18 protein-coding genes and 1 pseudogene are annotated in these 25,911 nt (G+C 32.8%); 8 read left to right on the top strand and 11 right to left on the bottom strand.

Going from position 1 to position 25,911, the window contains the following annotated elements; translation table 11 throughout:
* Positions 1-37: 37 nt before the first annotated feature.
* Positions 38-637 (top strand): NAD(P)/FAD-dependent oxidoreductase, encoded by a 600-nt coding sequence (locus AJ882_RS04205; protein WP_002795202.1) that lies wholly within the window; start codon positions 38-40, stop codon positions 635-637.
* 4 nt (positions 638-641) lie between these two features.
* Here the strand turns inward: AJ882_RS04205 and metA are convergent, their stop codons facing one another.
* From metA to ruvC, 4 genes are all read right to left on the bottom strand, one after another.
* Positions 642-1,523, bottom strand: coding sequence for a homoserine O-succinyltransferase (metA, locus tag AJ882_RS04200; protein WP_002783526.1), 882 nt, complete (start codon positions 1,521-1,523; stop codon positions 642-644).
* A gap of 83 nt (positions 1,524-1,606) precedes the next feature.
* Positions 1,607-2,878 (bottom strand): O-acetylhomoserine aminocarboxypropyltransferase/cysteine synthase, encoded by a 1,272-nt coding sequence (locus tag AJ882_RS04195; protein WP_002855597.1) that lies wholly within the window; start codon positions 2,876-2,878, stop codon positions 1,607-1,609.
* Positions 2,879-3,304: 426 nt separating this feature from the next.
* Entirely contained in the window at positions 3,305-5,872 is a 2,568-nt protein-coding gene (flgE, locus tag AJ882_RS04185; RefSeq protein ID WP_044261790.1) for a flagellar hook protein FlgE, read from the bottom strand.
* 203 nt (positions 5,873-6,075) lie between these two features.
* Entirely contained in the window at positions 6,076-6,558 is a 483-nt protein-coding gene (ruvC, locus tag AJ882_RS04180) for a crossover junction endodeoxyribonuclease RuvC (protein WP_010891952.1), read from the bottom strand.
* 95 nt (positions 6,559-6,653) lie between these two features.
* Here ruvC and dnaA point away from each other — a divergent pair, with 95 nt between their 5' ends.
* From dnaA to gyrB, 3 genes are all read left to right on the top strand, one after another.
* The gene (dnaA, locus tag AJ882_RS04175; RefSeq protein ID WP_002876079.1) at positions 6,654-7,976 is read left to right on the top strand and encodes a chromosomal replication initiator protein DnaA; all 1,323 of its coding nucleotides are present in this window, start codon (positions 6,654-6,656) and stop codon (positions 7,974-7,976) included.
* 159 nt (positions 7,977-8,135) lie between these two features.
* Positions 8,136-9,203, top strand: coding sequence for a DNA polymerase III subunit beta (gene dnaN / locus AJ882_RS04170; RefSeq protein ID WP_002855594.1), 1,068 nt, complete (start codon positions 8,136-8,138; stop codon positions 9,201-9,203).
* A gap of 28 nt (positions 9,204-9,231) precedes the next feature.
* On the top strand, positions 9,232-11,541 hold the full coding sequence (gene gyrB / locus AJ882_RS04165) for a DNA topoisomerase (ATP-hydrolyzing) subunit B (RefSeq protein ID WP_002853129.1): 2,310 nt from the start codon (positions 9,232-9,234) through the stop codon (positions 11,539-11,541).
* Between the two features lie 25 nt (positions 11,542-11,566).
* On the opposite strand, the gene AJ882_RS04160 is transcribed toward gyrB, so the two are convergent.
* Positions 11,567-11,908 carry a monoheme cytochrome C gene (locus AJ882_RS04160; RefSeq protein WP_002853099.1) on the bottom strand — a complete coding sequence of 114 codons (342 nt, stop codon included), beginning with the start codon at positions 11,906-11,908 and terminating at the stop codon, positions 11,567-11,569.
* A 2-nt stretch (positions 11,909-11,910) separates the two neighbouring features.
* On the bottom strand, positions 11,911-13,149 hold the full coding sequence (locus AJ882_RS04155; RefSeq protein WP_002853131.1) for a sulfite oxidase: 1,239 nt from the start codon (positions 13,147-13,149) through the stop codon (positions 11,911-11,913).
* 204 nt (positions 13,150-13,353) lie between these two features.
* Here AJ882_RS04155 and AJ882_RS04150 point away from each other — a divergent pair, with 204 nt between their 5' ends.
* The 3 genes from AJ882_RS04150 (at position 13,354) to AJ882_RS04140 (ending at position 20,740) form a co-directional block, all read left to right on the top strand.
* On the top strand, positions 13,354-14,661 hold the full coding sequence (locus AJ882_RS04150; protein ID WP_072227286.1) for a Na+/H+ antiporter family protein: 1,308 nt from the start codon (positions 13,354-13,356) through the stop codon (positions 14,659-14,661).
* A gap of 133 nt (positions 14,662-14,794) precedes the next feature.
* Entirely contained in the window at positions 14,795-19,285 is a 4,491-nt protein-coding gene (gltB, locus tag AJ882_RS04145) for a glutamate synthase large subunit (protein WP_011049568.1), read from the top strand.
* Positions 19,286-19,294: 9 nt separating this feature from the next.
* Entirely contained in the window at positions 19,295-20,740 is a 1,446-nt protein-coding gene (locus AJ882_RS04140) for a glutamate synthase subunit beta (RefSeq protein WP_011049569.1), read from the top strand.
* On the opposite strand, the gene AJ882_RS04135 is transcribed toward AJ882_RS04140, so the two are convergent.
* The 3 genes from AJ882_RS04135 to AJ882_RS04125 form a co-directional block, all read right to left on the bottom strand.
* On the bottom strand, positions 20,741-21,316 hold the full coding sequence (locus tag AJ882_RS04135) for a ribonuclease HII (protein ID WP_002853153.1): 576 nt from the start codon (positions 21,314-21,316) through the stop codon (positions 20,741-20,743).
* Positions 21,317-21,348: 32 nt separating this feature from the next.
* A complete protein-coding gene (locus AJ882_RS04130) occupies positions 21,349-21,588 on the bottom strand; it encodes a ComEA family DNA-binding protein (protein WP_002853093.1) in 240 nt (79 codons plus the stop codon).
* Positions 21,589-21,652: 64 nt separating this feature from the next.
* Positions 21,653-22,300 (bottom strand): ferritin family protein, encoded by a 648-nt coding sequence (locus AJ882_RS04125; RefSeq protein ID WP_002855562.1) that lies wholly within the window; start codon positions 22,298-22,300, stop codon positions 21,653-21,655.
* Between the two features lie 159 nt (positions 22,301-22,459).
* On the opposite strand from AJ882_RS04125, the gene ilvD reads away from it, so the two are divergent.
* Positions 22,460-24,136: a dihydroxy-acid dehydratase gene (gene ilvD, locus AJ882_RS04120; RefSeq protein ID WP_002886503.1), complete on the top strand. Its 1,677-nt coding sequence runs from the start codon at positions 22,460-22,462 to the stop codon at positions 24,134-24,136.
* 11 nt (positions 24,137-24,147) lie between these two features.
* Here the strand turns inward: ilvD and AJ882_RS04115 are convergent.
* A pseudogene (locus AJ882_RS04115) lies at positions 24,148-24,544 on the bottom strand (DUF1440 domain-containing protein).
* A gap of 91 nt (positions 24,545-24,635) precedes the next feature.
* On the bottom strand, positions 24,636-25,862 hold the full coding sequence (locus tag AJ882_RS04110) for an HD domain-containing protein (protein WP_002855588.1): 1,227 nt from the start codon (positions 25,860-25,862) through the stop codon (positions 24,636-24,638).
* Positions 25,863-25,911: the final 49 nt, after the last annotated feature.

Below are 25,911 nucleotides of genomic sequence, written 5' to 3'. Positions count from 1 at the left end.
TATACTAGAATAAGGCAAATCTTTCAAAAGGAAAAAAATGAGAAAATCAATTGCAATTATAGGCGGTAGCATCGCAGGACTTAGCGCGGCTTTATTTTTCGCTTCAGCTAAAAATGAAGAACTTGACTTTGATATCACTGTTTTTGATGAGGGTAAAGCAGATTTAAAAGCAGCAGCAATTTACAATGTTCCTTTTTTCCCAAAAGGTGCAAAAGCAGATGAAATTTACACTCACATAAAAGCACAAATTGCTTCTATGCTCGAAGTAAAATACATCGATTCAAAAGTAGTAAGCATAAGCGGAGAAAAAGGAGATTTTACTGTTAATGATGAGCAAGGCTTGGGTATCAAAGCAGATTATATCATCGTAGCAACAGGGGCAAACAAAAGCGATATCAAAGAACTTGAAGATTTTGTAATACCGCATGAGCTTATGCCAAAACCAAACAAATTTTGCTTCAAACATCACGGGAGACAGATTATCAAAGAAGGAATTTACGCAGCAGGACTTGCTTCAGGTGTTACGACTATGGTAGCTTGCGCGATGGGAAGTGCCAATGAAGCAGCTTGCGCGATTTTAAGCGATATCAAAGGTGCAGTAAGCGTATATCACGATACACCTACTACAAGAGTTTAAATCATCAAAGCACAAAAGGTGTGCTTTGATACACATCATAATTGAGCCAATTTGCAAAAATGGTATTTGCATTTGAACGCCAATTGTATTTTATATTGCCCTTTTTATCATAATAATTTTTAGCTTTTTGTATGAAATTATCTCTTACATATTCTTGATGTAAAGTCTCTTTAAAATATTCCAAATGCCCTAAAATAAAAATATTCTTTTCATCTCTTAATAAAGCCGAACCGATTTTTTTATTTCTAAGCAAAATTTTTAATTTCCCTTGTTTTTGTAGTGCTAAAATTTGCTCTTCATCCATGCTAGAATGTCTTGAATGAGGCATTAAAACCTTTTCATCTAAATTTGTTAAAAGCAGATCAGGCGAAACTTTATCATGCTTATAGACTCCAAAAATTTTCTTATCTAAAGAGATTTTATCCACACCATAAAAGTATTTTAAAGCAGCCATGGCACCCCAACAAATATACATAGAACTTGTTACATTTTGCTTTAAAAAATCAAAAATTTCTAGCAATTCTTCCCAGTAAGCAACCTTTTCAAAATCCATTTGTTCCACAGGAGCTCCCGTAACGATAGCACCGTCAAATTTATGTTTTTTAACCTCTTCAAGACCCTTGTAAAATTTTTCCAAATGAGTAAAAGGAGTATTTTTACCCACATAGCTAGTCGTGGCTAAAAGTGTGATATTTACTTGCAAAGGAGAATTTGCAAGTAAGCTTAGAATTTGATTTTCTGTTTCAATTTTTTTTGGCATAAGATTGACAATCAAAATTTCTTGCGGCCTGATATCTTGATGCTTTGCTCTCCTTAATCCCATGATAAAAGCATGCTCTTTTAAAAGCTCATAAGCGGGTATATTTTCTGGAATAATCAGTGGCATTTTTTCTCCTTTATTTAATAAACCTTATTTATGATAAAGCATGGTGGAATTTTTATCTCATTCCACTCAATGCAAACACACTTTTAACTTTCTATAGCTTGTTTTAAATCCGCTATCAAATCATCGCTATTTTCAAGTCCTATGCTTAAGCGTATAGTAGCTTTCGTAATGCCTGCTTTTTGGAGTTCTTCTTCGCTTAGTTGCGAATGAGTAGTAGAAGCAGGATGGATGATCAAAGACTTGCTATCACCCAAATTTGCAGCAAGTAAGAAAAGTTGAGTTTTATCACAAATTCTTCTAGCATGCTCATAATCTTTAGCTTCAAAGCTTAAAAGCCCGCTAGCAAAATTTTTATCAAAATATTTTTTAAATAAATTATGATAAGCATTACTTGCTAAAGTAGGATAATTTACGCCCTTGATATCAGGATGAGAATTTAAAAAATTCGCAACTTTTTCAGCATTTTGACTGTGTTTTTCTATACGCACTGCCAAGGTTTCAAGTCCTTGTAAAAGTAACCAAGCATTTTGAGGTGCTAAGCTAGCTCCTAGATCTCTAAGCCAAGTGATGATGACTCTAATACTAAAAATCGGCAAATCAAGTGTATTTAAATTCAGTCCATGATAACTTGGATCAGGAGTGTTAAAAGCTTTATATCTATCGTTATTTTTAAGCAAGTCGTTTAAATCTTTTCTTTCTATAAGTGCTCCACCCAAAGCACTGCCTTGACCGCTTACATATTTACTTAAACTATGCACGATTACATCCACGCCATGTTTAAAAGGTTGGAGTAAGAAAGGAGTAGCAACGGTATTATCACAAATGCTAACGATTTTATGTTTTTTTGCTATTTGGCTTATTTTTTCTATATCAGCTATGGCAATTTGAGGATTTGAAAGACTTTCGAAAAAAATCGCTTTTGTGTTTTGATCTATAACTTTTTCCAAGCTATCTAAATCATCGATATCAAATTCCCTAGCTTCTATGCCAAAATTTTTAAGTGTGTGAGAAATTAAAGTTTGAGTCCCACCATAAATTTTGTTCGAATACGCGACATTATCTCCCGAACTTGCTAAATTGATAAGAGCATAAAAACAAGCTGCCATACCGCTAGCAACAGGAATTCCAAAAGCCCCTCCTTCGATATTAGCAAGTCTTTGTCCTAAAACATCGCTTGTAGGATTGCTAAGTCTTGAGTAAATATTGCCAAGTTCTTGAAGATTAAACCTTGCTGCAGCTTGATCCAAATTTTCAAAATTATACGCAGTGTTTTGATATATAGGCACACTAATACTTCTTTGAGTATCAAAATTATAAGCTCCGTATAATGCTAAAGTTTCTTTATTGAAATTCATTTTTTATCCTTATTGTGTCAATGAAAAAATGTTAAAAAGCTTTTTATCGGCTTTAAACTAGGCTATTTGAAAATGTAAATTTATAGAATATGAGTATATACGAGTAGATTAAGCGTGCCAAGCACGCATACAGAAAGAAGAAAGCATTAAGTTAAAACTAATATAAGACATTTTTTCTCCTTTCTAAAAAATTATTGATTATTCTATCTTTAAAAAATAAAATTAAAATTAAATTTTAAAAAATTTATATCACATTGCTTAAAATTTTATTGCAACTCACCCCCTAGCAAGAGTGAGTTAGCAATAAATTGAAGGCAGTTCAAGCCTAAGCCTAGTATTACAAGACTACCGAGATAGGCTTGTAAAGCAAGGCTTGCTCCCTTAAAGGGAGCAAAAAACAATATTTTATAGAATACTAAGCTTAAATTATTGTTTAAGCTGGATTAGAGTTTGAAGCATTTGATCACTCGTTGAAATGGTTTTTGAATTTGCTTGATAACCTCTTTGAATGATAATAAGCTCTGTTAAAGAACGACTTAAATCCACATTTGACATTTCAAGAGCTGAGGTTTTCATCTCACCACGACCTCCTGTTCCTGCTTCACCTACTACGATATTACCACTATTTGCAGTGACTTTAAAAAGATTTCCACCAATTTCCTCAAGACCTGAGTTATTTGCCACTGAAGCCATTGCTATTTTTGCTACAGCAAAGGTTTTGCCATTAGTAAATTCACCTAAGATATTACCTTTGTCATCCACACGGATAGCATCAGGTTTTAAGTTACCTGAAGTATAACCATCAGTTGCTTGTCCTGTTAGAGTTGAAGCAGAATTTGAGCTTACAAGGCCGTCATTGCTTCCACTTGTTCCAAAGCTAAGTTTTATTTGTTGATTTGGAGCAGCACCATTGTTTGGTGAGAAATTTATAGTTTTTGGACTATAATTTGCCAAAGATCCATCATTGTTAAATCTTGCTGATCCTACGATGATATTATTTGGTCCTTCTCCTGTAGCGTTAATCTCTGCTGGTTCTGGAACGCGTATTATCATTTGCCATTCATTACCACCATCTTGAGTTGTACTTTGTTTTACAAATTGCACTTCTATAGTGTGTTTTGATCCTAAAGAGTCAAATATCTCAAGTCCAGCAGAAAACGCACTTAAGAAAAGTTGTTCGCTTTGGCGATTTGAATTTCCTACTGTTAAAACTCCATCAAAACCTTTAAATATATTTGTAAATGCTGTGTTTGTGCTTACTTTACCTTTTGCATCTGTATAAGCTGTAACATTAAAACTTATATCTTTAGGTGGTATATTTTGACCGGCTGCAGGACCCCCAGCACCAACACCTGGTAAAGTGCTTGTTTCATTTGGATTTGATACTATAAATTCACCTGTTGCACTTATAGTAACTGTAACATTTTCATTTACATCTCCAGCATCATAAGTAGGAGCACCATTTCTTATATTTCCATTGCCATTATAGTCAACACCATATCTAGCATCTCTTTGTAAAAGTTCTCTTAAATCTTCAGTAGTTCTAAAGCTTCTTACTTCATTGTTTTTAAGTCCACCCATAATAGCTTGTCTATAATTTTCACTTGCTGGATCTTGTAATTGCGGACCACCACCTACAGGAGTGTTATTAAAAGCAGGTCCGCCATCTGGGTTATACATAGGCTCTAGTTGAACCGGAGTTGAACTATATACATATTTATGTGCTGTTATTATTTCTATACTTTCGGCATTACCATTTACATTTGCCCCACCTTGTATCCAAGCAGAGTTACCATTTTTACCAGCACCTGGCATTGCCGCTGTAAAATTATCATTTTGAGCACTATATGTTAAATTTTGTCTTTCACCAGCTGTATTTGCATTATTAACTGTTAATTTTATATTTTTCATATTATCTGTAGTGCCATCAGCATTGGTATTTATAAATTCTATACCACTACCATCGGCTTTTCTTACTGCTTTTACTCCTGTTCCAGGACGAGTATCTGTAGGAGTTGTAAAAGTATTTATGTATTCTATAGCTTGATCTAAGCTTTGTATGTCTTTGTTTTCTATATGAACGCCATTTAAGGTTATATCTAAAATTACTTTATTGTCTTTATCTCCCCAAAATATAACACCTGCTTGATTTGTTTTACTATTTGGATCAAAAACATTTACATTTGGAGCTTTAAAAGTGCTAAATTTAGCATCCGTATAGCTTACCCATATACCTTGTCCATCTCTTAGATTTAATCCATCACCTTTACCATTAAATAAAGCAGCACAGTCAACCCCTTTTTCTGTAACTTCTACTGAATTTTTTGAAGTTGTGTAAAATTGAGTTATACCTGTATCATTTTCATTTTTTGCAGTTCCATCTTTTTTGTTAAAACCATGAACAGAATCAAGTCCATATATAGGAGTTTTTGCTGTTCCTACGCTTAAACCACTATTTAAATTCGCTTTGATAGCAACTTCAGTAGATTTTGCTGCAGGGATATGCATACCTGGATCGATAAAAATATTTTGCGGAGTTCTTGAGCTATCTATACTTTGAGTATCCCAGTTGATATTCCACCCTTGGACAACAAAACCTGCATTATTAACAAAATTTCCATAAGCATCGAGTTTAAAATCCCCGCTCCTTGTAAGATAGCGAGTAAGCCCCCCATCATCACTCACCATAAAAAAACCATCACCATTTATAGCCACATCAGTGTTTTTATCTGTGGTTTGAACTGAACCTTGAGAATGAATTCTAGTTGTAGAACTTACTGAAACGCCAAGACCGATTTGAAGTGGATTAGATCCACCTCTTCCATCAGTTGGAGCTGTAGCGATTTTCACAGTTTGGCTAAACATAGTCCCAAAATCTGCACGGGAGTATTTAAAACCAGTGGTATTAACATTTGAAATGTTATTACCTTCAACATCCATCGCAACTTGATGTGCTTGTAGTCCGCTTACGCCAGACCAAAGTGATCTCATCATCTTAAATCCTTTATAAAATATTGCTTTAAAAAATTTAACGCTTTGGCTTTAAAAAACTTTTGCGTTTATGTGAAGTTTACAAGCAAGTTCTGTTCCAACTTTTGAAATTTTTTATGAATTTTTTAAAAATTTATAGAAAAAATTTAAAGGTATTTTGGGAGTTTATGAAGCTTTGGTCTTTTGTGTAATGAAAATTACCAAAATCACACCCTAACTCTTAAATTTGCTGCATGGGTTAAAGCCACTGCGATAGCATCTGTGATATCCAAAGGCTTGATATCTTTACTAAGTCCTAAAAGCCTTTTTACCATAAAAGCAACTTGTTCTTTAGTTGCTTTGGCTTTTCCTGTAACGGCTTTTTTCACTTGTAAGGGAGTGTATTCTGCAAAGTCTCCATGAATTTGAAGAATTTTTAAAGATAGGGCTCCGCGAAATTGTGCGAGTTTTAAAACGGTTTTTGGATTGTAAGCAAAAAAGATATCTTCTATAGCCACCTCATCAAAAGAATGATTTTTAAAAATCAAGTCCAAACCCTCGCAAAGCTCTGTGATTTGATACTGTAAGGTACTTGGCTTTATCTTTATAAGTCCTGCTTCTATGAGAATGTTTTTTCCTTTGTCAGCTTCTATGATAGCATAACCGCAATTTCTCGAACCTGGATCTATACCTAAAATTTTCAAATTCATACCTTTTGAAAAATAAAATACGAAAGCGGATTTTAACCTTTTTTTATAAAATTTAAGATAAAATTTATACATTATGCAAAATTTAAAGAGAGATTATGAATCCAAGCCAAATACTTGAAAATTTAAAAAAAGAATTAAGTGAAAACGAATACGAAAACTATTTATCAAATTTAAAATTCAACGAAAAACAAAGCAAAGCAGATCTTTTAGTTTTCAACGCTCCAAATGAACTCATGGCTAAATTCATACAAACAAAATACGGTAAAAAAATCGCACATTTTTATGAAGTGCAAAGTGGAAATAAAGCCATCATAAATATACAAGCACAAAGTGCTAAACAAAGTAACAAAAGCACAAAAATCGACATAGCTCATATAAAAGCACAAAGCACAATTTTAAATCCTTCTTTTACTTTTGACAGTTTTGTTGTGGGGGATTCTAACAAATACGCTTATGGAGCATGTAAAGCTATAACACATAAAGACAAGCTTGGAAAACTTTATAATCCTATCTTTGTTTATGGGCCTACAGGACTTGGAAAAACACATTTACTTCAAGCAGTTGGAAATGCAAGCTTAGAAATGGGAAAAAAAGTTATTTACGCTACCAGTGAAAATTTTATCAATGATTTTACTTCAAATTTAAAAAATGGCTCTTTAGATAAATTTCATGAAAAATATAGAAACTGCGATGTTTTACTTATAGATGATGTGCAGTTTTTAGGAAAAACCGATAAAATTCAAGAAGAATTTTTCTTTATATTTAATGAAATCAAAAATAACGATGGACAAATCATCATGACTTCAGACAATCCACCCAACATGCTAAAAGGTATAACCGAACGCTTAAAAAGTCGTTTTGCACATGGGATCATAGCTGATATAACTCCACCTCAACTAGATACAAAAATAGCCATCATAAGAAAAAAATGTGAATTTAACGATATCAATCTTTCTAATGATATTATAAACTATATCGCTACTTCTTTAGGGGATAATATAAGAGAAATCGAAGGTATCATCATAAGTTTAAATGCTTATGCAACCATACTAGGACAAGAAATCACACTCGAACTTGCCAAAAGTGTGATGAAAGATCATATCAAAGAAAAGAAAGAAAATATCACTATAGATGACATTTTATCTTTGGTATGTAAAGAATTTAACATCAAACCAAGCGATGTGAAATCCAATAAAAAAACTCAAAATATAGTCACAGCAAGACGCATTGTGATTTACCTAGCTAGGGCACTTACGGCTTTGACTATGCCACAACTTGCGAATTATTTTGAAATGAAAGATCATACAGCTATTTCACATAATGTTAAAAAAATCACAGAAATGATAGAAAATGATGGTTCTTTAAAAGCAAAAATCGAAGAACTTAAAAACAAAATTCTTGTTAAAAGTCAAAGTTAAGTGAAAGGATGTGAAAAATAAATTCTAGAGTGTGAAAAAAAGAAATTAAGCAAAGTATGATAAAATACAAATTTGATTATTTTGCTTTGAAGAATTTCACAATTTCAACAAGCTTATTATTACAACGAATTTAAAATTAAAATAAACCAAGGAGAAAAAATGAAGTTAAGTATCAATAAAAATACTTTAGAATCTGCAGTGATTTTATGTAATGCTTATGTAGAAAAAAAAGACTCAAGCACCATTACTTCTCATCTTTTTTTTCATGCTGATGAAGATAAACTTCTTATTAGAGCTAGTGATTATGAAATAGGTATCAACTATAAAATAAAAAAAATCCGCGTAGAATCAAGTGGTTTTGCTACTGCAAACGCAAAAAGTATTGCAGATGTTATTAAAAGCTTAAACAATGAAGAAGTTGTTTTAGAAACCATTGATAATTTTTTATTTATAAGACAAAAGAGTACAAAATACAAACTTCCTATGTTTAATCACGAAGATTTTCCAAATTTTCCAAATACAGAAGGAAAAAACCAATTTGACATTGATTCAAGTGATTTAAGCCGTTCTCTTAAAAAGATATTACCAAGTATTGATACAAACAACCCAAAATACTCCTTAAATGGTGCATTTTTAGATATAAAAACAGATAAAATTAACTTCGTAGGAACTGATACAAAACGCCTTGCAATCTATACTTTAGAAAAAGCAAATAATCAAGAATTTAGTTTTAGTATCCCTAAAAAAGCTATTATGGAAATGCAAAAACTTTTCTATGAAAAAATAGAAATTTTTTATGATCAAAATATGCTTATTGCTAAAAATGAAAACTTTGAATTCTTTACAAAACTTATTAACGATAAATTTCCAGATTATGAAAAAGTTATACCAAAAACTTTCAAACAAGAACTCAGCTTTTCAACTGAAGATTTTATAGATAGTCTTAAAAAAATCAGCGTTGTAACTGAAAAAATGAAACTTCATTTTAACAAAGATAAAATCATCTTTGAAGGTATAAGTTTAGACAATATGGAAGCAAAAACAGAGCTTGAAATTCAAACAGGAGTAAGTGAAGAATTTAATCTTACTATAAAAATCAAATATTTACTTGATTTCTTAACTTCTATAGAAGAAGAAAAATTCACTTTAAGTGTAAATGAACCTAATTCAGCATTTATAGTCAAATCCCAAGGACTATCAATGATTATTATGCCTATGATTTTGTAATAAAACAAGTAAAAGATAAAGGAAAAATATGCAAGAAAATTACGGTGCGAGTAATATTAAAGTCCTAAAAGGCCTAGAAGCTGTTAGAAAACGCCCAGGTATGTATATAGGAGATACAAACATAGGCGGACTTCATCATATGATTTATGAAGTTGTGGATAATTCTATCGATGAAGCTATGGCAGGACATTGTGATACTATAGATGTAGAAATCACTACTGAAGGAAGCTGTATAGTTAGTGATAATGGTCGTGGTATTCCTGTTGATATGCACCCAACTGAAAATATGCCAACTTTAACTGTTGTTTTAACTGTCCTACATGCAGGGGGAAAATTCGATAAAGATACTTACAAAGTTTCAGGCGGTTTGCACGGTGTTGGGGTTTCAGTTGTAAATGCACTCTCTAAAAAACTTGTAGCTACAGTTGAAAGAAATGGAGAAATTTATCGTCAAGAATTTTCAGAAGGTAAAGTTATCAGTGAATTTGGTGTGATAGGAAAAAGTAAAAAAACAGGAACAACTATAGAATTTTGGCCTGATGATCAAATTTTTGAAGTGACTGAATTTGATTATGAAATTTTGGCTAAAAGATTTCGTGAACTTGCATACTTAAATCCAAAAATCACTATAAATTTTAAAGATAACCGCGTAGGCAAACATGAAAGTTTTCACTTTGAAGGTGGAATTTCTCAGTTTGTTATAGACTTAAATAAAAAAGAAGCTTTAACTAAAGCAATTTTCTTTAGCGTAGATGAAGAAGATGTGAATGTTGAAGTAGCTTTGCTTTACAATGATACTTATAGTGAAAATTTACTCTCTTTTGTAAATAATATCAAAACTCCAGATGGTGGAACACACGAAGCTGGTTTTAGAATGGGTTTAACTCGTGTGATAAGTAACTATATAGAAGCAAATGCAAGTGCTAGAGAAAAGGATAATAAAATCACAGGCGAAGATGTGCGTGAAGGCTTGATCGCTGTTGTGAGTGTAAAGGTGCCTGAACCACAATTTGAAGGACAAACCAAAGGAAAACTTGGTTCAACTTATGTGCGTCCTATAGTTTCAAAAGCAAGTTTTGAATATTTGACTAAATATTTTGAAGAAAATCCTATCGAAGCTAAAGCTATAATGAACAAAGCCTTAATGGCAGCTAGAGGAAGAGAAGCAGCGAAAAAAGCTAGAGAATTAACGCGTAAAAAAGAAAGTTTAAGCGTAGGAACTTTACCAGGGAAATTAGCTGATTGTCAAAGTAAAGATCCAAGTGAAAGTGAAATTTATCTTGTGGAAGGGGATTCTGCAGGAGGTTCTGCAAAACAAGGTAGAGAAAGATCTTTCCAAGCTATACTGCCTTTGCGTGGTAAAATTTTAAATGTTGAAAAAGCAAGACTAGATAAAATTTTAAAATCTGAGCAAATTCAAAATATGATTACCGCTTTTGGCTGTGGTATAGGTGAAGATTTTGATCTTTCAAAACTTAGATATCATAAAATCATCATCATGACAGATGCGGATGTTGATGGATCACATATACAAACCTTGCTTTTAACTTTCTTCTTCCGTTTTATGAATGAACTTGTAGCAAATGGACATATTTATCTAGCACAACCACCTTTATATCTTTATAAAAAAGCTAAAAAGCAAATTTATTTAAAAGATGAAAAAGCTTTGAGCGAATACCTGATAGAAACAGGAATAGAAGGTTTAAACTATGAAGGTATAGGAATGAATGATTTAAAAGATTATTTAAAAATCGTTGCAGCTTATCGTGCGATTTTAAAAGATCTTGAAAAGCGTTTTAATGTGATTTCTGTGATACGCTATATGATAGAAAATTCAAATTTAGTTAAAGGAAATAATGAAGAATTATTTAGTGTAATCAAACAATTTTTAGAAACACAAGGACACAATATCTTAAATCATTATATCAACGAAAATGAAATTCGAGCTTTCGTTCAAACTCAAAATGGCTTAGAAGAACTTGTGATCAATGAAGAACTTTTCACTCATCCACTATATGAAGAAGCAAATTATATTTTTGATAAGATTAAAGATAGAGGCTTGGAATTTGATAAAGATATTTTAGAAGTTCTTGAAGATGTTGAAACCAATGCTAAAAAAGGTGCTACTATACAACGCTATAAAGGTTTAGGGGAAATGAATCCTGAGCAACTTTGGGAAACCACAATGGATCCAAGTGTAAGAAGACTTTTAAAAATCACTATTGAAGATGCACAAAGTGCAAATGATACCTTTAATCTCTTTATGGGTGATGAGGTTGAACCAAGACGCGATTATATCCAAGCACACGCTAAAGATGTAAAGCATTTGGATGTGTAAATTTATCATTGAAGAAATGATTTCTTCAATGAGTTTTGTTTTGTAAGAGTATAGCTAGAGGAATTCTTCTTCTTGTATCGTATTTTTCTCCATAATATTTTTCAAGATAATTTAAAATTTTTTCTTCATCTTCAGGTTCTATTTCCCAAAGTCCTTCACTATCTTGCATCCATCTTATAGCTGCTAACCAAGCTTTTCTACTTGCATGCATATTAGTAATGAGATTGGATCCATGACAAGCTAAACAATTTGCTTCCACTAAAGGTGAATCAGGATCGATAATCAATCCTGTATCAGGGTTAATTTCAAGATTTTGAGCCCAACTTGCACTTAAAAACAATGCTAAGATCAATATAATTTTTTTCATACTTAAACTCCATAAACATTAACTCTATGGCATGCATTATTGATATATCCTCCTGGATTCCACTGTGCTAAAACCATAGGTTGACTGTTACCTTGACTATCGATAGCTCTTGCCCAAATTTCATAATATCCTTTTGTTGGTATTGATATTTGAGCACTCCATTTTTGCCATGCTAATCTATTTAATGGTTTTTCTACCTTTGCTTTAGTCCATGTTACGCCATAATCATTGCTTACATAAACTTCACTAACTTCAAGTTCTCCAGCCCAAGCTTTACCTCTAACTTCAAATTTTTTATTTGCTTTTATTTCAGAACCATTTTTGATATTAGTAATTACAGATCTTATAGGCATTGATTCTATGATTTTCATCTCGCCTTTATAGTTAAAATCTCCTGGTTTTACCGGATTTACAGGAACTTTATAAGAACCTTCCATTTTTTCACCATCATGAATTTTATTTCTTACTGAAATTTTATAAAGCCATTTACCGCTTGTACTTGCAGGGTAACCACCACAAACAAGTCTAAGTGGATAGCCATTGACTAAAGGAATATCTTTGCCTTCATAAGCCCAAGCTATTAGAGTTTCATCTTGTAAAGCTTTAGAAATAGGAACTCCTCTACTAATAGGTGAAGTTTCTTCACCATTTAATTTTGTATCTATGCCATAATATCCGATATAAACCGCATCATTTTTGATGCCACAATCTTTTAAAATATCTTTTAAACGCACTCCTGTCCATCTACCGCAAGCTACTGCACCATAACCCCATTGAGTTCCTTTTGTGCTAGGTATAACTTCGGATCTACCATTTCCACCGCATTCAACTGTTAAGGCATAAGTATAGGTTTTAAATTTCTTTTTTAAATCTTCTATGGTGTAAGATTTTTTATTGATAATGCTTTCTCCATCGATTTCTAAAGTCCAACCTTTATGAAGTCTTTCTTTTATCGTTTCTAGGCTTGGTGGTAAGCCATTATTTCTAACAAAGAAATTTTCAGGTTTAGTAAAATCAGAATCAAGAGCATAAATTTCAGTTTCTGCTGTTAATGGTTTTTCGCCATGGTAGATAAGATCTTTTTTACCTTCTATTTTAAAATCAGGCAATTCTTTTGCCAAAGCCTTACTTCCTAAAAAATTCTCAAAAGAAAAATTTGACAATACACTAATGCCAAATAAACCAAGTCCTATATTTTTTAGAAAGTCTCTACGATTTTCTTTTTGATCGTTCTGTTTCATTGAAATATCCTTAAATATTTATATAATCTTTTATTTTATTATAAATTTTAAAAATTTAAATAATTAATATAATTAATTATTTAAATTAAAAAAATTAATTATTTTTATAATTTTACATATTAAAATAAAATCATCATATGTTCGAGTTTTATTACATTTTAACTAAGTTTTTTCTACAATTAAATTTTTAAAATTATTTAAGGAATGATTTTGACTTTACTTACTAATCCTATCATTATCAGTGTTGTTTTGATGACTTTACTTTGTTTGTTTCGTTTTAATGTACTTTTGAGTCTTTTGATCTCAGCTCTTGTTGCAGGTGTATTTTCTCATCTTGAACTCGTAGATACTATGAATATACTTATAAGCGGAATGAAAGAAAATTTAAAAACAGCTCTTAGCTATATACTTTTAGGGGCCATTGCCGCAGCGATTTCAAAGACAAATTTAACTGCATATTTGATTAAGATAGTAAGTCATTTTATATCTCATAAAAAATATTTATTGCTTTTGTCTATAGCTTTGATTTCTTGTTTTTCTCAAAATTTAATTCCTATTCATGTAGCTTTTATACCTTTGTTGATTCCACCTCTTTTAAGTCTTTTTAATAAACTTAAAATCGATCGTAGAGCGGTTGCTTGTGCTTTAACTTTTGGACTTACTACGCCTTATATGGTTTTGCCAGTAGGCTTTGGACTTACTTTTCAAGATCTTTTAAAAGATAATTTAAATGCAAATAATGTAAGTGTATCTTTAAATGATGTTACAAATACTATGTATTTCGCTGCTATTTGTATGATAGCAGGACTTTTTCTAGCGCTTTTTGTGTTTTATCGTAAGTCAAGAGAGTATCAAGAAGTAGAAATTGCTAAAGTGGATTTAGAAAATCTTGAAATGACGCGTAAAGAATGGGGTGTTTTAGCTGGGCTTGTTTTAACTTTAATTTTGCAAATTTTGACTATGAATTTACCTTTATCAGGGCTTTTGGGTTTTGTTTTAATGGTTATTTTGGGTGGAGTTGAATTTTCAAAAGTCAATGAAGTTTTTGATGATGGGCTTAAAATGATGGGTTTTATAGCTTTTGTTATCCTTGTTGCTGCAGGATATGGAGAAGTTTTAAAAGAAAGTGGATCAGTAGTAGATCTTGTAAATTCAGTCGTTCCTTGGATGGAGCAAAGTAAATTTTTAGCAGTATTTTTCATGCTTTTAATAGGACTTATCATCACTATGGGTATAGGTACTTCTTTTGGAACTATACCTATCATAGCTACGCTTTTTTGTCCTATTTGTTTGGAACTTGGTTTTAGTACAGCACTTATTATATTTATCTTAGGAGTAGCAGGAGCTTTAGGAGATGCAGGAAGTCCAGCCAGTGAAACAACCATGGGAACTACTGTAGGATTAAATGCTGATAAACAACACGATCACATTAAAGATACTTGCATACCAACTTTTATTTTTTATAATGGCCCATTATTGATTTTAGGTAGTATTATCGCCATGTTTTTATAATTTTTACAAATCTATCAAAATATTTTTTAATTTATTTATTTTTAAGATAAAAATTATATCGATTTTAAAAAAATGTATGCTATAATCCTTATAAAGCTAACAAAATTTAAATCAGTCTTATAAGGAGAGCAAAATGGATTTAGAAAATATCCTAGAAAATAATCAAAGCATAGGTTTATATCACCCAAAGAACGAACACGATGCCTGTGGTATCGCTGCAGTTGCTAATATACGCGGTATTGCCTCTTATAAGGTTATTTGTGATGCTTTAGAAATTTTGATGAATCTTGAGCACCGAGGTGGTGCAGGAGCTGAAGAAAATTCAGGTGATGGGGCGGGGATTTTGATCCAAATTCCACATGATTTTTTTAAAACTCAAGAATTGGGTTTTGAACTTCCTAAAAAGGGTGATTATGCCGTAGCACAGATGTTTTTATCACCCAATACTGATGCAAAAGAAGAAGCAAAAGAGATATTTTTACAAGGTTTAAAGGATAAAAAACTTGAATTTTTAGGTTTTAGAGAAGTGCCTTTTAATCCTAGCGATATAGGTGCAAGTGCTTTAAAAGCTATGCCTTATTTTTTACAAGCCTTTGTGAAAAAACCAAGTAAAATAAGTGCAGGACTTGAGTTTGAAAGAGTGCTTTATAGTACGCGTCGCCTTATAGAAAAAAGAGCTATTAATGTGCCAAAATTTTATTTTTCAAGTTTTTCTTCACGCACCATAGTTTATAAAGGAATGCTTCTTTCAACTCAATTGAGCGATTTTTATCTTGATTTTAAAGATGTCAATATGAAATCAGCCATCGCTTTGGTGCATTCTCGCTTTTCGACTAATACCTTCCCAAGTTGGGAAAGAGCCCATCCAAACCGTTATATGGTGCATAATGGAGAGATTAATACCATACGCGGAAATGTTGATAGCATAAGAGCTAGAGAAGGCTTGATGCAAAGTGAGTATTTTGAAAATTTAGATGAAATTTTTCCTATCATAGCTAAGCCTAGCAGTGATTCTGCAATGTTTGATAATACTTTAGAATTTTTAGCTCTAAATGGTCGTACTTTAGAAGAAGCTTTTATGATGATGGTGCCAGAACCTTGGCATAAAAATGAAAATATGGAAAGCAAAAAGCGTGCTTTTTATGAATATCATTCTTTATTGATGGAGCCTTGGGACGGGCCTGCTGCTATAGTTTTTACTGATGGAGTGATTATGGGGGCGAGTTTGGATAGAAATGGTTTTCGTCCTTCAAGGTATTATCTTACAAAAGATGATATGCTCATACTTTCAAGTGAAACAGGGGCTTTAAAACTTGATGAAAAAAATATCAAAGCCAAAAAACGCTTAGAACCTGGAAAACTTTTACTCGTTGATACAGCAAGAGGTAGGGTTATAGCTGATAATGAAATCAAAGAGCATTATGCTAATGCTAAGCCTTATAAAAAATGGCTTAAAAATTTAGTTGAACTTGAAAAACAAAAAAGCGGAGTTTATAAACATCAGTTTTTAAAAGAAGATGAGGTTTTAAAACTCCAAAAAGCTTTTGGTTGGAGTTATGATGAGCTTAAAATGAGTGTGGCTGCTATGGCTCAAAATGGTAAAGAAGCTATAGCAGCTATGGGTGTAGATACTCCTTTGGCTATACTTTCTAAAACTTATCAACCTTTGTATAATTATTTTAAACAACTTTTTGCACAAGTAACTAATCCTCCTCTTGATGCCATAAGAGAAGAGATTGTTACTTCTACAAGGATTTATCTAGGAAGCGAAGGCAATTTATTAAAACCTGATGAAAACAATGCAAAACGCGTAAAAATAGCCTTGCCTGTGATAAGCAATGAAGAACTTTTTGAAGTTAAGGCTTTAAATAAATTTCAAGTTAAAGAATTTTCTATACTTTATGATTATTCTAAAAAAACTTTAGAAAAGGCTTTAGATGAGCTTTGCGTTAAGATAGAAGATGAGGTTAAAAAAGGTGTTTCTATTATCATTTTAAGCGATAAAGGAGTGGATGAAAAAAACGCTTATATCCCCGCTTTGCTTGCTGTTTCTGGAGTGCATAATCATCTAGTAAGAAAAAATTTAAGAACACACACAAGTCTTATTATCGAAAGTGGTGAACCTAGAGAAATTCATCATTTTGCATGTCTTTTAGGTTATGGTGCGACTGTTATTAATCCTTATTTGGTTTATGAGAGCATACAAAAACTCATTGCCAATAAAGATTTAAATTTAAGTTATGAAAAGGCGGTAGAAAATTTCATCAAGGCAAGTTCAAGTGGCATAGTCAAAATTGCTTCTAAAATGGGAGTTTCTACCTTGCAAAGTTATAATGGCTCTGCACTTTTTGAATGTCTGGGCTTAAGCTCTAAAGTGATTGATAAATACTTCACTTCTACAACTTCACGCATTGAAGGTATGGATTTAGAAGATTTTGAAAAAGAGCTCATTGCTTTACATAAACATGCTTTTAACGATACGCATAAGGCTTTAGATTCTAAAGGAATTCATGGTTTTAGAAGTGCTAAAGAAGAACATTTAATCGATCCACTTGTGATTTTTAATCTTCAGCAAGCCTGTCGCAACAAAGACTATAAAAGCTTTAAAAAATACTCGGCTTTAGTAGATGAAAAACAAGTTAATTTGCGTTCTTTGATGGAATTTGATTTTAGTGAAGCTATCAGTATAGATAAGGTTGAAAGTGTAGAAAGTATAGTTAAACGCTTTAGAACAGGAGCGATGAGTTATGGTTCTATTTCTAAAGAAGCACACGAGTGTTTAGCACAGGCTATGAATAAAATAGGTGCTAAATCAAATTCAGGTGAAGGTGGCGAGGATGAAGAACGCTATGAAATCAAAGAGGGTGTGGATAAAAACTCAGCCATTAAGCAAGTAGCAAGTGGGCGTTTTGGCGTGGATTTAAACTACTTAAGTCATGCAAAAGAAATTCAAATCAAAGTCGCTCAAGGTGCAAAACCAGGTGAGGGCGGACAATTAATGGGCTTTAAAGTCTATCCTTGGATAGCTAAGGCTAGACATTCTACTGCAGGTGTGACGCTTATTTCCCCACCTCCTCATCATGATATTTATTCTATTGAGGATTTGGCTCAACTCATTTATGATTTAAAACATGCGAACAAAGACGCTAAAATTTCAGTAAAACTTGTAAGCGAAAATGGCATAGGAACGGTTGCTGCAGGTGTGGCTAAGGCAGGCGCGAATTTAATCCTTGTTTCAGGTTATGATGGAGGTACGGGTGCAAGTCCTAGAACTTCTATACCGCATGCTGGAATTCCTTGGGAGTTAGGCTTAGCTGAAACGCATCAAACTTTGATCTTAAATAAGCTTAGAGATAGGGTAAGATTAGAAACTGATGGAAAGCTTATGAACGGGCGTGATTTAGCCATAGCAGCACTTTTAGGAGCTGAAGAATTTGGTTTTGCAACCGCGCCTTTGATTGTTTTAGGTTGTACAATGATGAGAGTTTGTCATCTAAATACCTGTCCTTTTGGTATAGCCACTCAAGATACAGAACTTAGAGATCGTTTCAAAGGCAAAGTAGATGATGTGATTAATTTCATGTATTTTATAGCTGAGGAGCTTAGAGAATACATGGCAAGGCTTGGTTTTGAACGCCTAGATGATATGATAGGTCGCGTGGATAAACTCCGCCAAAAAAGTGTGCAAGGTAAAGCAGGAAAGCTAAATTTAGATAAAATTTTAAAATCCTTGCCTACTTATAATAGAACCGCTGTGCATTTTAAAGATTATAAAGACAATAAACTTGAAAAAACGATTGATTATAGAATTTTACTACCACTTTGTAAAAATGCTGTGGAGAAAAAAGAGCCTATCAAACTTTCTTTAGAAGTAGGAAATCAAAGTCGTACTTTTGCAACTATGCTTTCAAGTGAAATTTTAAAAACTTATGGAAAAGATGCTTTAGATGAAGATAGTATCCATATCAAAGCTATAGGCAATGCAGGCAATAGCTTTGGAGCGTTTTTGTTAAAGGGCATTAAACTTGAGATTATAGGCGATAGCAATGATTATTTAGGCAAGGGTTTAAGTGGTGGTAAAATCATAGCAAAAATTTCAAATGAAGCCACTTTTTCACCTGAAGAAAATATTATCGCAGGAAATGCTTGTTTATATGGAGCTACAAAAGGTGAAGTGTATTTAGATGGTATAGCAGGGGAAAGATTTTGTGTAAGAAATTCAGGAGCTTTGGCTGTGGTTTTAGGAACAGGTGTGCATGGTTGTGAATATATGACAGGTGGAAAAGTTGTAGTTCTTGGAGATGTGGGTGCGAATTTCGCTGCTGGTATGAGTGGGGGCGTTGTTTATATCTTTGGAAGACACAATGAAGCTCATGTAAATACCGAGCTTGTGGATATTAAAGATCTTAATGCCAAGGATGAAAAAGAATTAAAAGCCGTGATAGAAAAACATATCGCTTATACAGATTCTAAAAAGGCTAAAGATATCTTAGAAAAATTCGATAAAAAAGACTTTTTTAAAGTCATGCCAAGAGATTATGAAAAGATGTTAAAAATGCTTGATCTTTGTAAAAATGAAAAAGATCCAAATTTAGCAGCATTTTTGAAAATCACACAAAAATAAGGAGTAAAAATGGGAAATGCAAGAGGTTTTTTAGACTTTAAAAGAATGGATTTTAAAAAAATTGCTCCTAAGGAAAGGGTTTTAAATTTCAAAGAATTTACTATACCTTTGGATAAAAAAGAACAAGAAATTCAAGGTGGACGATGTATGGATTGTGGTGTGGCCTTTTGTCATACGGGTGTGATGAGCGAAGGAAAAGATGTGGGCTGTCCTTTAAACAATCTCATTCCTGAATGGAACGATCTTGTTTATCGTTCTTTATGGAAAGAAGCTTATGAAAGACTTGATCTTACCAATCCTTTTCCTGAATTTACCGGTCGTGTTTGCCCTGCTCCTTGTGAGGATTCTTGTGTGTGTGCGATAAATGGTGTTAGTGTGAGCATAAAAAATAATGAATTATCCATTATAGAAAATGCTTTTAAGGAAAATTTAGTAAGAGTAAATAAACCTAAGCAATACAATGGCAAAAAAATCGCTGTCATAGGAAGTGGGCCTGCTGGTCTTGCTTGTGCTAATACTTTAAATTCACTAGGTTATAAAGTAAGTGTTTTTGAAAGAAGCGATAAAATAGGCGGACTTTTGATGTATGGCATCCCTGATATGAAGCTTGATAAAAGTATAGTTCAAAGACGGGTGGATTTGCTTAAAAAAAGTGGGATTGAATTTAAAGTGAATGAAAATATAGACAGCAGAGATAAGGTTTCAAAACTTCTAAAAGAATTTGATGCTTTGGTGCTTTGTACAGGAGCAAGTAAGCCTATAGATCTTGATATAGAAGGTAGAAAGCTAAAAGGGGTTGAATTTGCCCTTGATTTTTTAACGCAAAATACCAAAACTTTGTTAAAAACAGGCAAGGGTGCAGATACGGCCAAAGGTAAAAATGTCTTGGTTATAGGAAGCGGGGATACAAGTGTGGATTGTATCGCTGTAGCGACAAGACAAGGGGCTAAATCTATAGTGCGTTTTGAAAGAAGTCCAAAAAGACCTTTGCAAAGAAGCCAAAACAATCCTTGGCCTTTAAAAGCTGACATTTTTACTACTGATTATGGTTTAGAAGAAGCCATTGCTGTATATGGCAAAGATCCTAGGGAATATCAAAAAATGACAAAGAAATTTTTAGGAAAAACTCATGTAGAAGGTGTTGAAGCAAATGATTTAAAACGCGAGTTTAAAGAAGGCAAAGCTATAAATGTCGAAATTTCAAATTCTAAAAAAACTTATAAAGCGGATTTAGTGCTTTTAGCTATGGGTTTTAGCGGGTGCGAAGAAGCTATCTCTAAAAATTTTGGAGTGAAATTAGATGAGAAAAACAACATAAGCACAGAAAATTTCCAAACCACTCATAAAAAAATCTTTGCTTGTGGAGATGCTAGAAAAGGACAATCTTTAGTTGTTTGGGCTATAAAAGATGGTATAGAATGTGCTTTGAGTTTGCATCAAAATTTAGCAAAATAATCATAAAAGTTTAAAACTTTTTCGGTGGAGTTTGCAAATTCCAAATTTAGCTATAAATTCTTTATGAGCTTTTGTGCCATAGGCTTTGTTTTTTTCAAATTCATAACAAGGAAAGTCTTTAGCTAAGAAATTCATCACCCTATCTTTACTAACTTTTGCGAGTATGCTAGCTGCACTTACTTGCAAAATGCTAGTGTCGGCTTTGATTTGTGTTTTTATCCCGTTTATACCTAGGTTGGTGTTTCCATCATATAAGAAGTTATTTTCTGTTTTAAAATGCTTTTTTATAAGTTTTAAGCCTTTTTTTAAACAAGTGCTTAAGCCTAGTGCGTCGATTTGTTCTGAAGAAAAAGCAAGTATGAGATAGTTTGAATTTTTGATGATGATTTCATAAAGTTCTTCGCGTTTTTTTTCGCTTAGTTTTTTAGAATCACACAACCCATCAAGTTGTTTGTTCAGTTTGCAAGCTGCCATCATCATAGGACCTGCTAAAGCACCGCGTCCTGCTTCATCAATACCGATTAAATTTATATCAAATTCGTTTAAAAGTTCTTTTGTGTCAAATAAAGTTTTCAAATTTTTCTAAAAAGAAGGGCAAAAATGCCCTTTTATTCTATTGTGATATCATTTTTGATTTTTTCAAAAAGCTTATCACCTATGCCTTTAACTTTTTTAAGATCATCAATACTTGTAAAATTTGCTTCTTTGCGGTATTCTAAAATCGCTTTAGCCTTAGCTTCGCCAATACCATTTAAACTTTTTAATTCTTTTAGTGTTGCAGTGTTGATATTTACAGCACCAAAGAGAAAAGCCGTTAAAGCAAAAAATAAAAATAGTAATTTTTTCATTTTCTTATCCTTTTATTAAAAAATAATTATAATATTATCTTAAAAAGGATAAGAATTTCTTAACTTAACCCAAAAATTCGCGTTTAAAATACTCTTTTGGTGCTTTACATAAAGGACAGGCTGCTGGAGCTTTTTTGCCACGATGTATATGTCCGCATACTTCACAAACCCATAATTCTTCTACTTCACTATTAAAAAATTCTTCTTCTTCGAGCATTTTTTTAAGCGCTAGATATTCTCTTTCGTGTTCGATTTCTACTTTGCCAATAGCTGTAAATAATCTTGCTATAGCCTTTTTACCTTCATCTTCAGCAATTTTTGCAAAATTTGGATACATAGTTGTGTGCTCATAGTTTTCACCTTCTGCAGCACTTACTAGGTTTTTTGTAGTTACTTCTAAAGGTTTTCCATCAACGATTTCATGATAAGCTTTAAATTCTGCTCTTGCATGCCATTTTTCATTTTCAGCTGCTTCTCTAAAATGTCTAGCAACCGCATGCCAACCTTCTTCTTCAGCTACATCAGCAAATAAATCGTATTTGTTTCTCGCCATAGATTCGCCCGCAAAAGCTTTCATCAAATTTACTGCAGTTAAATCTGTAGTGATACATTTCATTTCTTCACCACAACAACTAAGCTTACCTCCACCTACATTTTGAACTTCTACTTCATTACCACATTTTTGGCATTTATAGGTTTCATATTGTCTCATTTTGACTCCTTTTTTGATTATCAAAAAGCATTGTATTATAAAAAAATATTTTTGTCAATTAATAATTTTTATCATTTATGAAAATGTATATCAAAATAAATTTCACAAAAATTAAGCTTTGCTAAATATAATTTTAAAAAATTATTATCAGGAGTTACAATGAGAAGCGATGCGATAAAAAAAGGACATTTAAAAGCACCTAATCGTTCTTTACTTCGTGCTTGTGGTTTGAAAGATGAAGATTTTGACAAACCTTTTATAGGTGTAGCAAATAGCTATATAGATATAATCCCAGGACATTATTTTTTAAATAATTATGCTAAAATCATTAAAGATGAGATATGCAAAAATGGTTGTGTGCCTTTTGAGTTTAATACCATAGGTGTAGATGATGGTATAGCTATGGGACATGAAGGTATGCTTTATTCTTTACCAAGTCGTGAAATCATCGCAAATTCCATTGAAACAGTGATGAATGCTCATCAACTTGATGCTTTAATCTGCATCCCAAACTGCGATAAAATCACTCCTGGTATGTTAATGGGAGCTTTAAGAGTAAATGTTCCAACCATTTTTGTAAGTGGTGGGCCTATGGCTTCAGGGGTAACTAAAAAAGGAGAAAAGATTAGTCTTAGCTCTGTTTTTGAAGCTGTAGGGGCTTATGAAGCCAAAAAAATTAGCGAAGAAGAATTTAAAGATATAGAATGTTCAGCCTGTCCAAGTGGTGGATCTTGCTCGGGAATGTTTACAGCAAATTCTATGAATACCTTATGCGAAGCTATGGGTATAGCACTAGAAGGTAATGGAACCATCTTAGCTTTAAGCAAAGAAAGAGAAGAGCTTTTAAGAAAAGCAGCGCGTCGTATTTGTGAAATCGCCTTAGATGAGCGTTTTAAAATTCGCAATATCATCACTCAAAAAGCCGTGCGTAATGCTATGGTAGTAGATATGGCAATGGGTGGAAGTAGCAATACTGTTTTACACATGCTTGCCATTTCGCGTGAAGCAGGGGTGGCACTAGATATTAAAGATTTAAATTTCATCTCAAGCAAAGTTGCACACATAGCAAAAATAGCCCCGTCGCTAAATAGTGTTTATATGGATGATATCCACAAAGCAGGCGGTGTGAGTGCAGTTATGGCTGAAATTTCAAGCAGACAAGGACATATTTTAGAACTTGATGCACTGACCATTACAGGAGAAAGTCTCAAAGAACGCTTAAAAAATGCCAAAATCAAAGATGAAAATATCATTCGTAAAGTAGATAATGCTTACTCAAAAGTAGGTGGGCTTGCCATTTTGTTTGGAAATTTAGCCGAGCAAGGTTGCGTTATAAAAACCGCAGGAATAATCGGAGAAAGAAAATTTAAAGGCAAAGCTGTTTGTTTTAACTCTCAAGATGAAGCTATAAAAGGCATTATCAAAGGCAAGGTGCAAAAAGGAAATGTTTGTGTAATACGCTATGAAGGTCCAAAAGGGGGTCCTGGTATGCAAGAAATGTTAAGTCCTACTTCACTTTTAATGGGTATGGGTTTAGGTGCTGATGTAGCTTTAATCACCGATGGTCGTTTTAGCGGGGCTACAAGGGGTTTAAGCGTTGGTCATATTTCCCCTGAAGCAGCTGAAGGTGGTCTTATAGGACTTTTAAAAGATGGAGATGAAATAGAAATTGATGTAGATGCTTATACTATCCATGCAAATGTAAGTGAAGAAGAAATTGCTAAACGTAAAAAAGAATTTGCATTGCCTCAAAAAGAGGTGTCTTCAAGATGGCTTAGAATGTATCAAAAACTTGTTAGCAATGCTAGTAAAGGTGCGGTTTTAGATATGGAATGAAAGGTTTCCTTTCATTCTTCTATGTCTTTGGTTATACGATTTCTTATATCTCTACGAACTATTTCCATGCCCCACAGCCAAACAATATGGCCAAAAATTTCAGACAGGTGTTCATCAAAAGGAATTTCAGAAAGTGGTGGAACTTCTGCAATTAAAGGCATTACAATAACATGGGCAAAAAGATAAACAAAAAATCCAAAAACTGCACCTTTCAGTAGGTAAGCCTAGTTGTTCTAGAAAAATTTTAGGTGGAGTAACACGTTCTAAAGCATCTGCTGGTCAAAAAACATTGGGATTTCTTGGAGGAAAAGGTACTTCCCAACCCCATTTAACAATAGCTCCGAAAATACCCGCTAATATACCTATAAAAAAGGCTAAAGTATAGCGCTTTTGAAAGTATTTTTTCATAATAACTCCTTTATATTTTATACAAAATAAAATTTGAAATTATAATATTTTTATTTAAAACATATTGAAAATAGTAGTATAAAAATCTTATTTAAATTTTAAAATACTCTCTTAAACTTTCACAAATTTCAAAAAAATTCACCCCATCTATGGTAGGATTTTCTTTAAAAAACTCATACATTCCTAAAAAACCACTTTCAAGTTCTTTAGACTTTACACCATAACTTATACTAAGTCCTGCTTCTATATAAGCAGCAATTTTATCGCAGTATTTAAGCGCCTTACCATCTATAGCACCAAATTCATTTTCATTAAAAGAGCTTAAACTTCCGCTGCAAAGCTCGATTTTAGCATTTTTATAAGTGCGATTTTCAAACTCATTTTTTACAAAATTTGACTCACCGTTTCTACCTTCTCTAATGCCTAAAATATAAGAAAACTCAGCCCTTAAACCCTCAGGTACAAAGGGTAAAATTCTTTCATTAATAAGTTTCATTTCATAATCATTTATGATATCATGAAGTCCATCAATGCCGTATTTTACAGGGCTGATAATATCACGTGTTAAAGACTCTGGCAAATCATGAAACAAAGCACAATAAAAATTATTCTCAAGTCTTTTATCGCAAGCCTTGATTTTTAGTGAGTAAAAATATCCTAAAATCGCCACCACAAGCATATGTCCTAAAACCGCGGTTTCTGGTATGCGTGGAGTTTGAGCCCAACGTTTTTGAAAGCGAAGTCTTCCGCTAAGATCAATAATTTTGGCTATTTTTTGATTTAAAGCAATTTTTCTAGCTCCTATAAGCTCATAGTAATCTTCTAATTCTTCTTCAACTTTGTTTTTAATCTCATCAATATCATTTAAAAAAGCTGAGGTTTGATAAACTATGTTAAATTCCCATCTTGTAGCAAAATATGAAGCTGCTTTTAAGATAAGTCTTTCTTTAGCATAAGCATTACCGTTTAAATACGCTTCAAAACGCTTTAGAAATTCCCCATCTTCTATATCTTCTATCATAGGTTCGATTTTGCTTAAAACCCAAGCATTAACTTCAGCTTTTTTTTGACGCACGATTTCATGATACACATCAGGGCGTATATCAGTTACCACAACACGACTTAAAAACTCAAAAATTCCCCCTTCTATAATCACTCTCATATCCACATCTTTTTCCATTTTAGCGATAAAATATGCGATGATGAATTTATGAGCTTGTTTGTCAAGTTCAACCAAATTTGCCATTCTTGGATAATCATTCCAACGACTGATAGAAGCGGCTTTAAAAATGTGTTCTATGAGTTTTATGTTTATCATGCTTTTGCCTTTTTTTGCAATTTAAATTTAAAAATTTTCGTTAAAATTG

It is taken from the genome of Campylobacter sp. BCW_6461 (genome assembly GCF_001762735.1).
Lineage (GTDB): Bacteria > Campylobacterota > Campylobacteria > Campylobacterales > Campylobacteraceae > Campylobacter_D > Campylobacter_D jejuni.
Note: the sequence above shows the minus strand (reverse complement) of the source record. Positions and strands in the feature narration are given on the sequence as shown.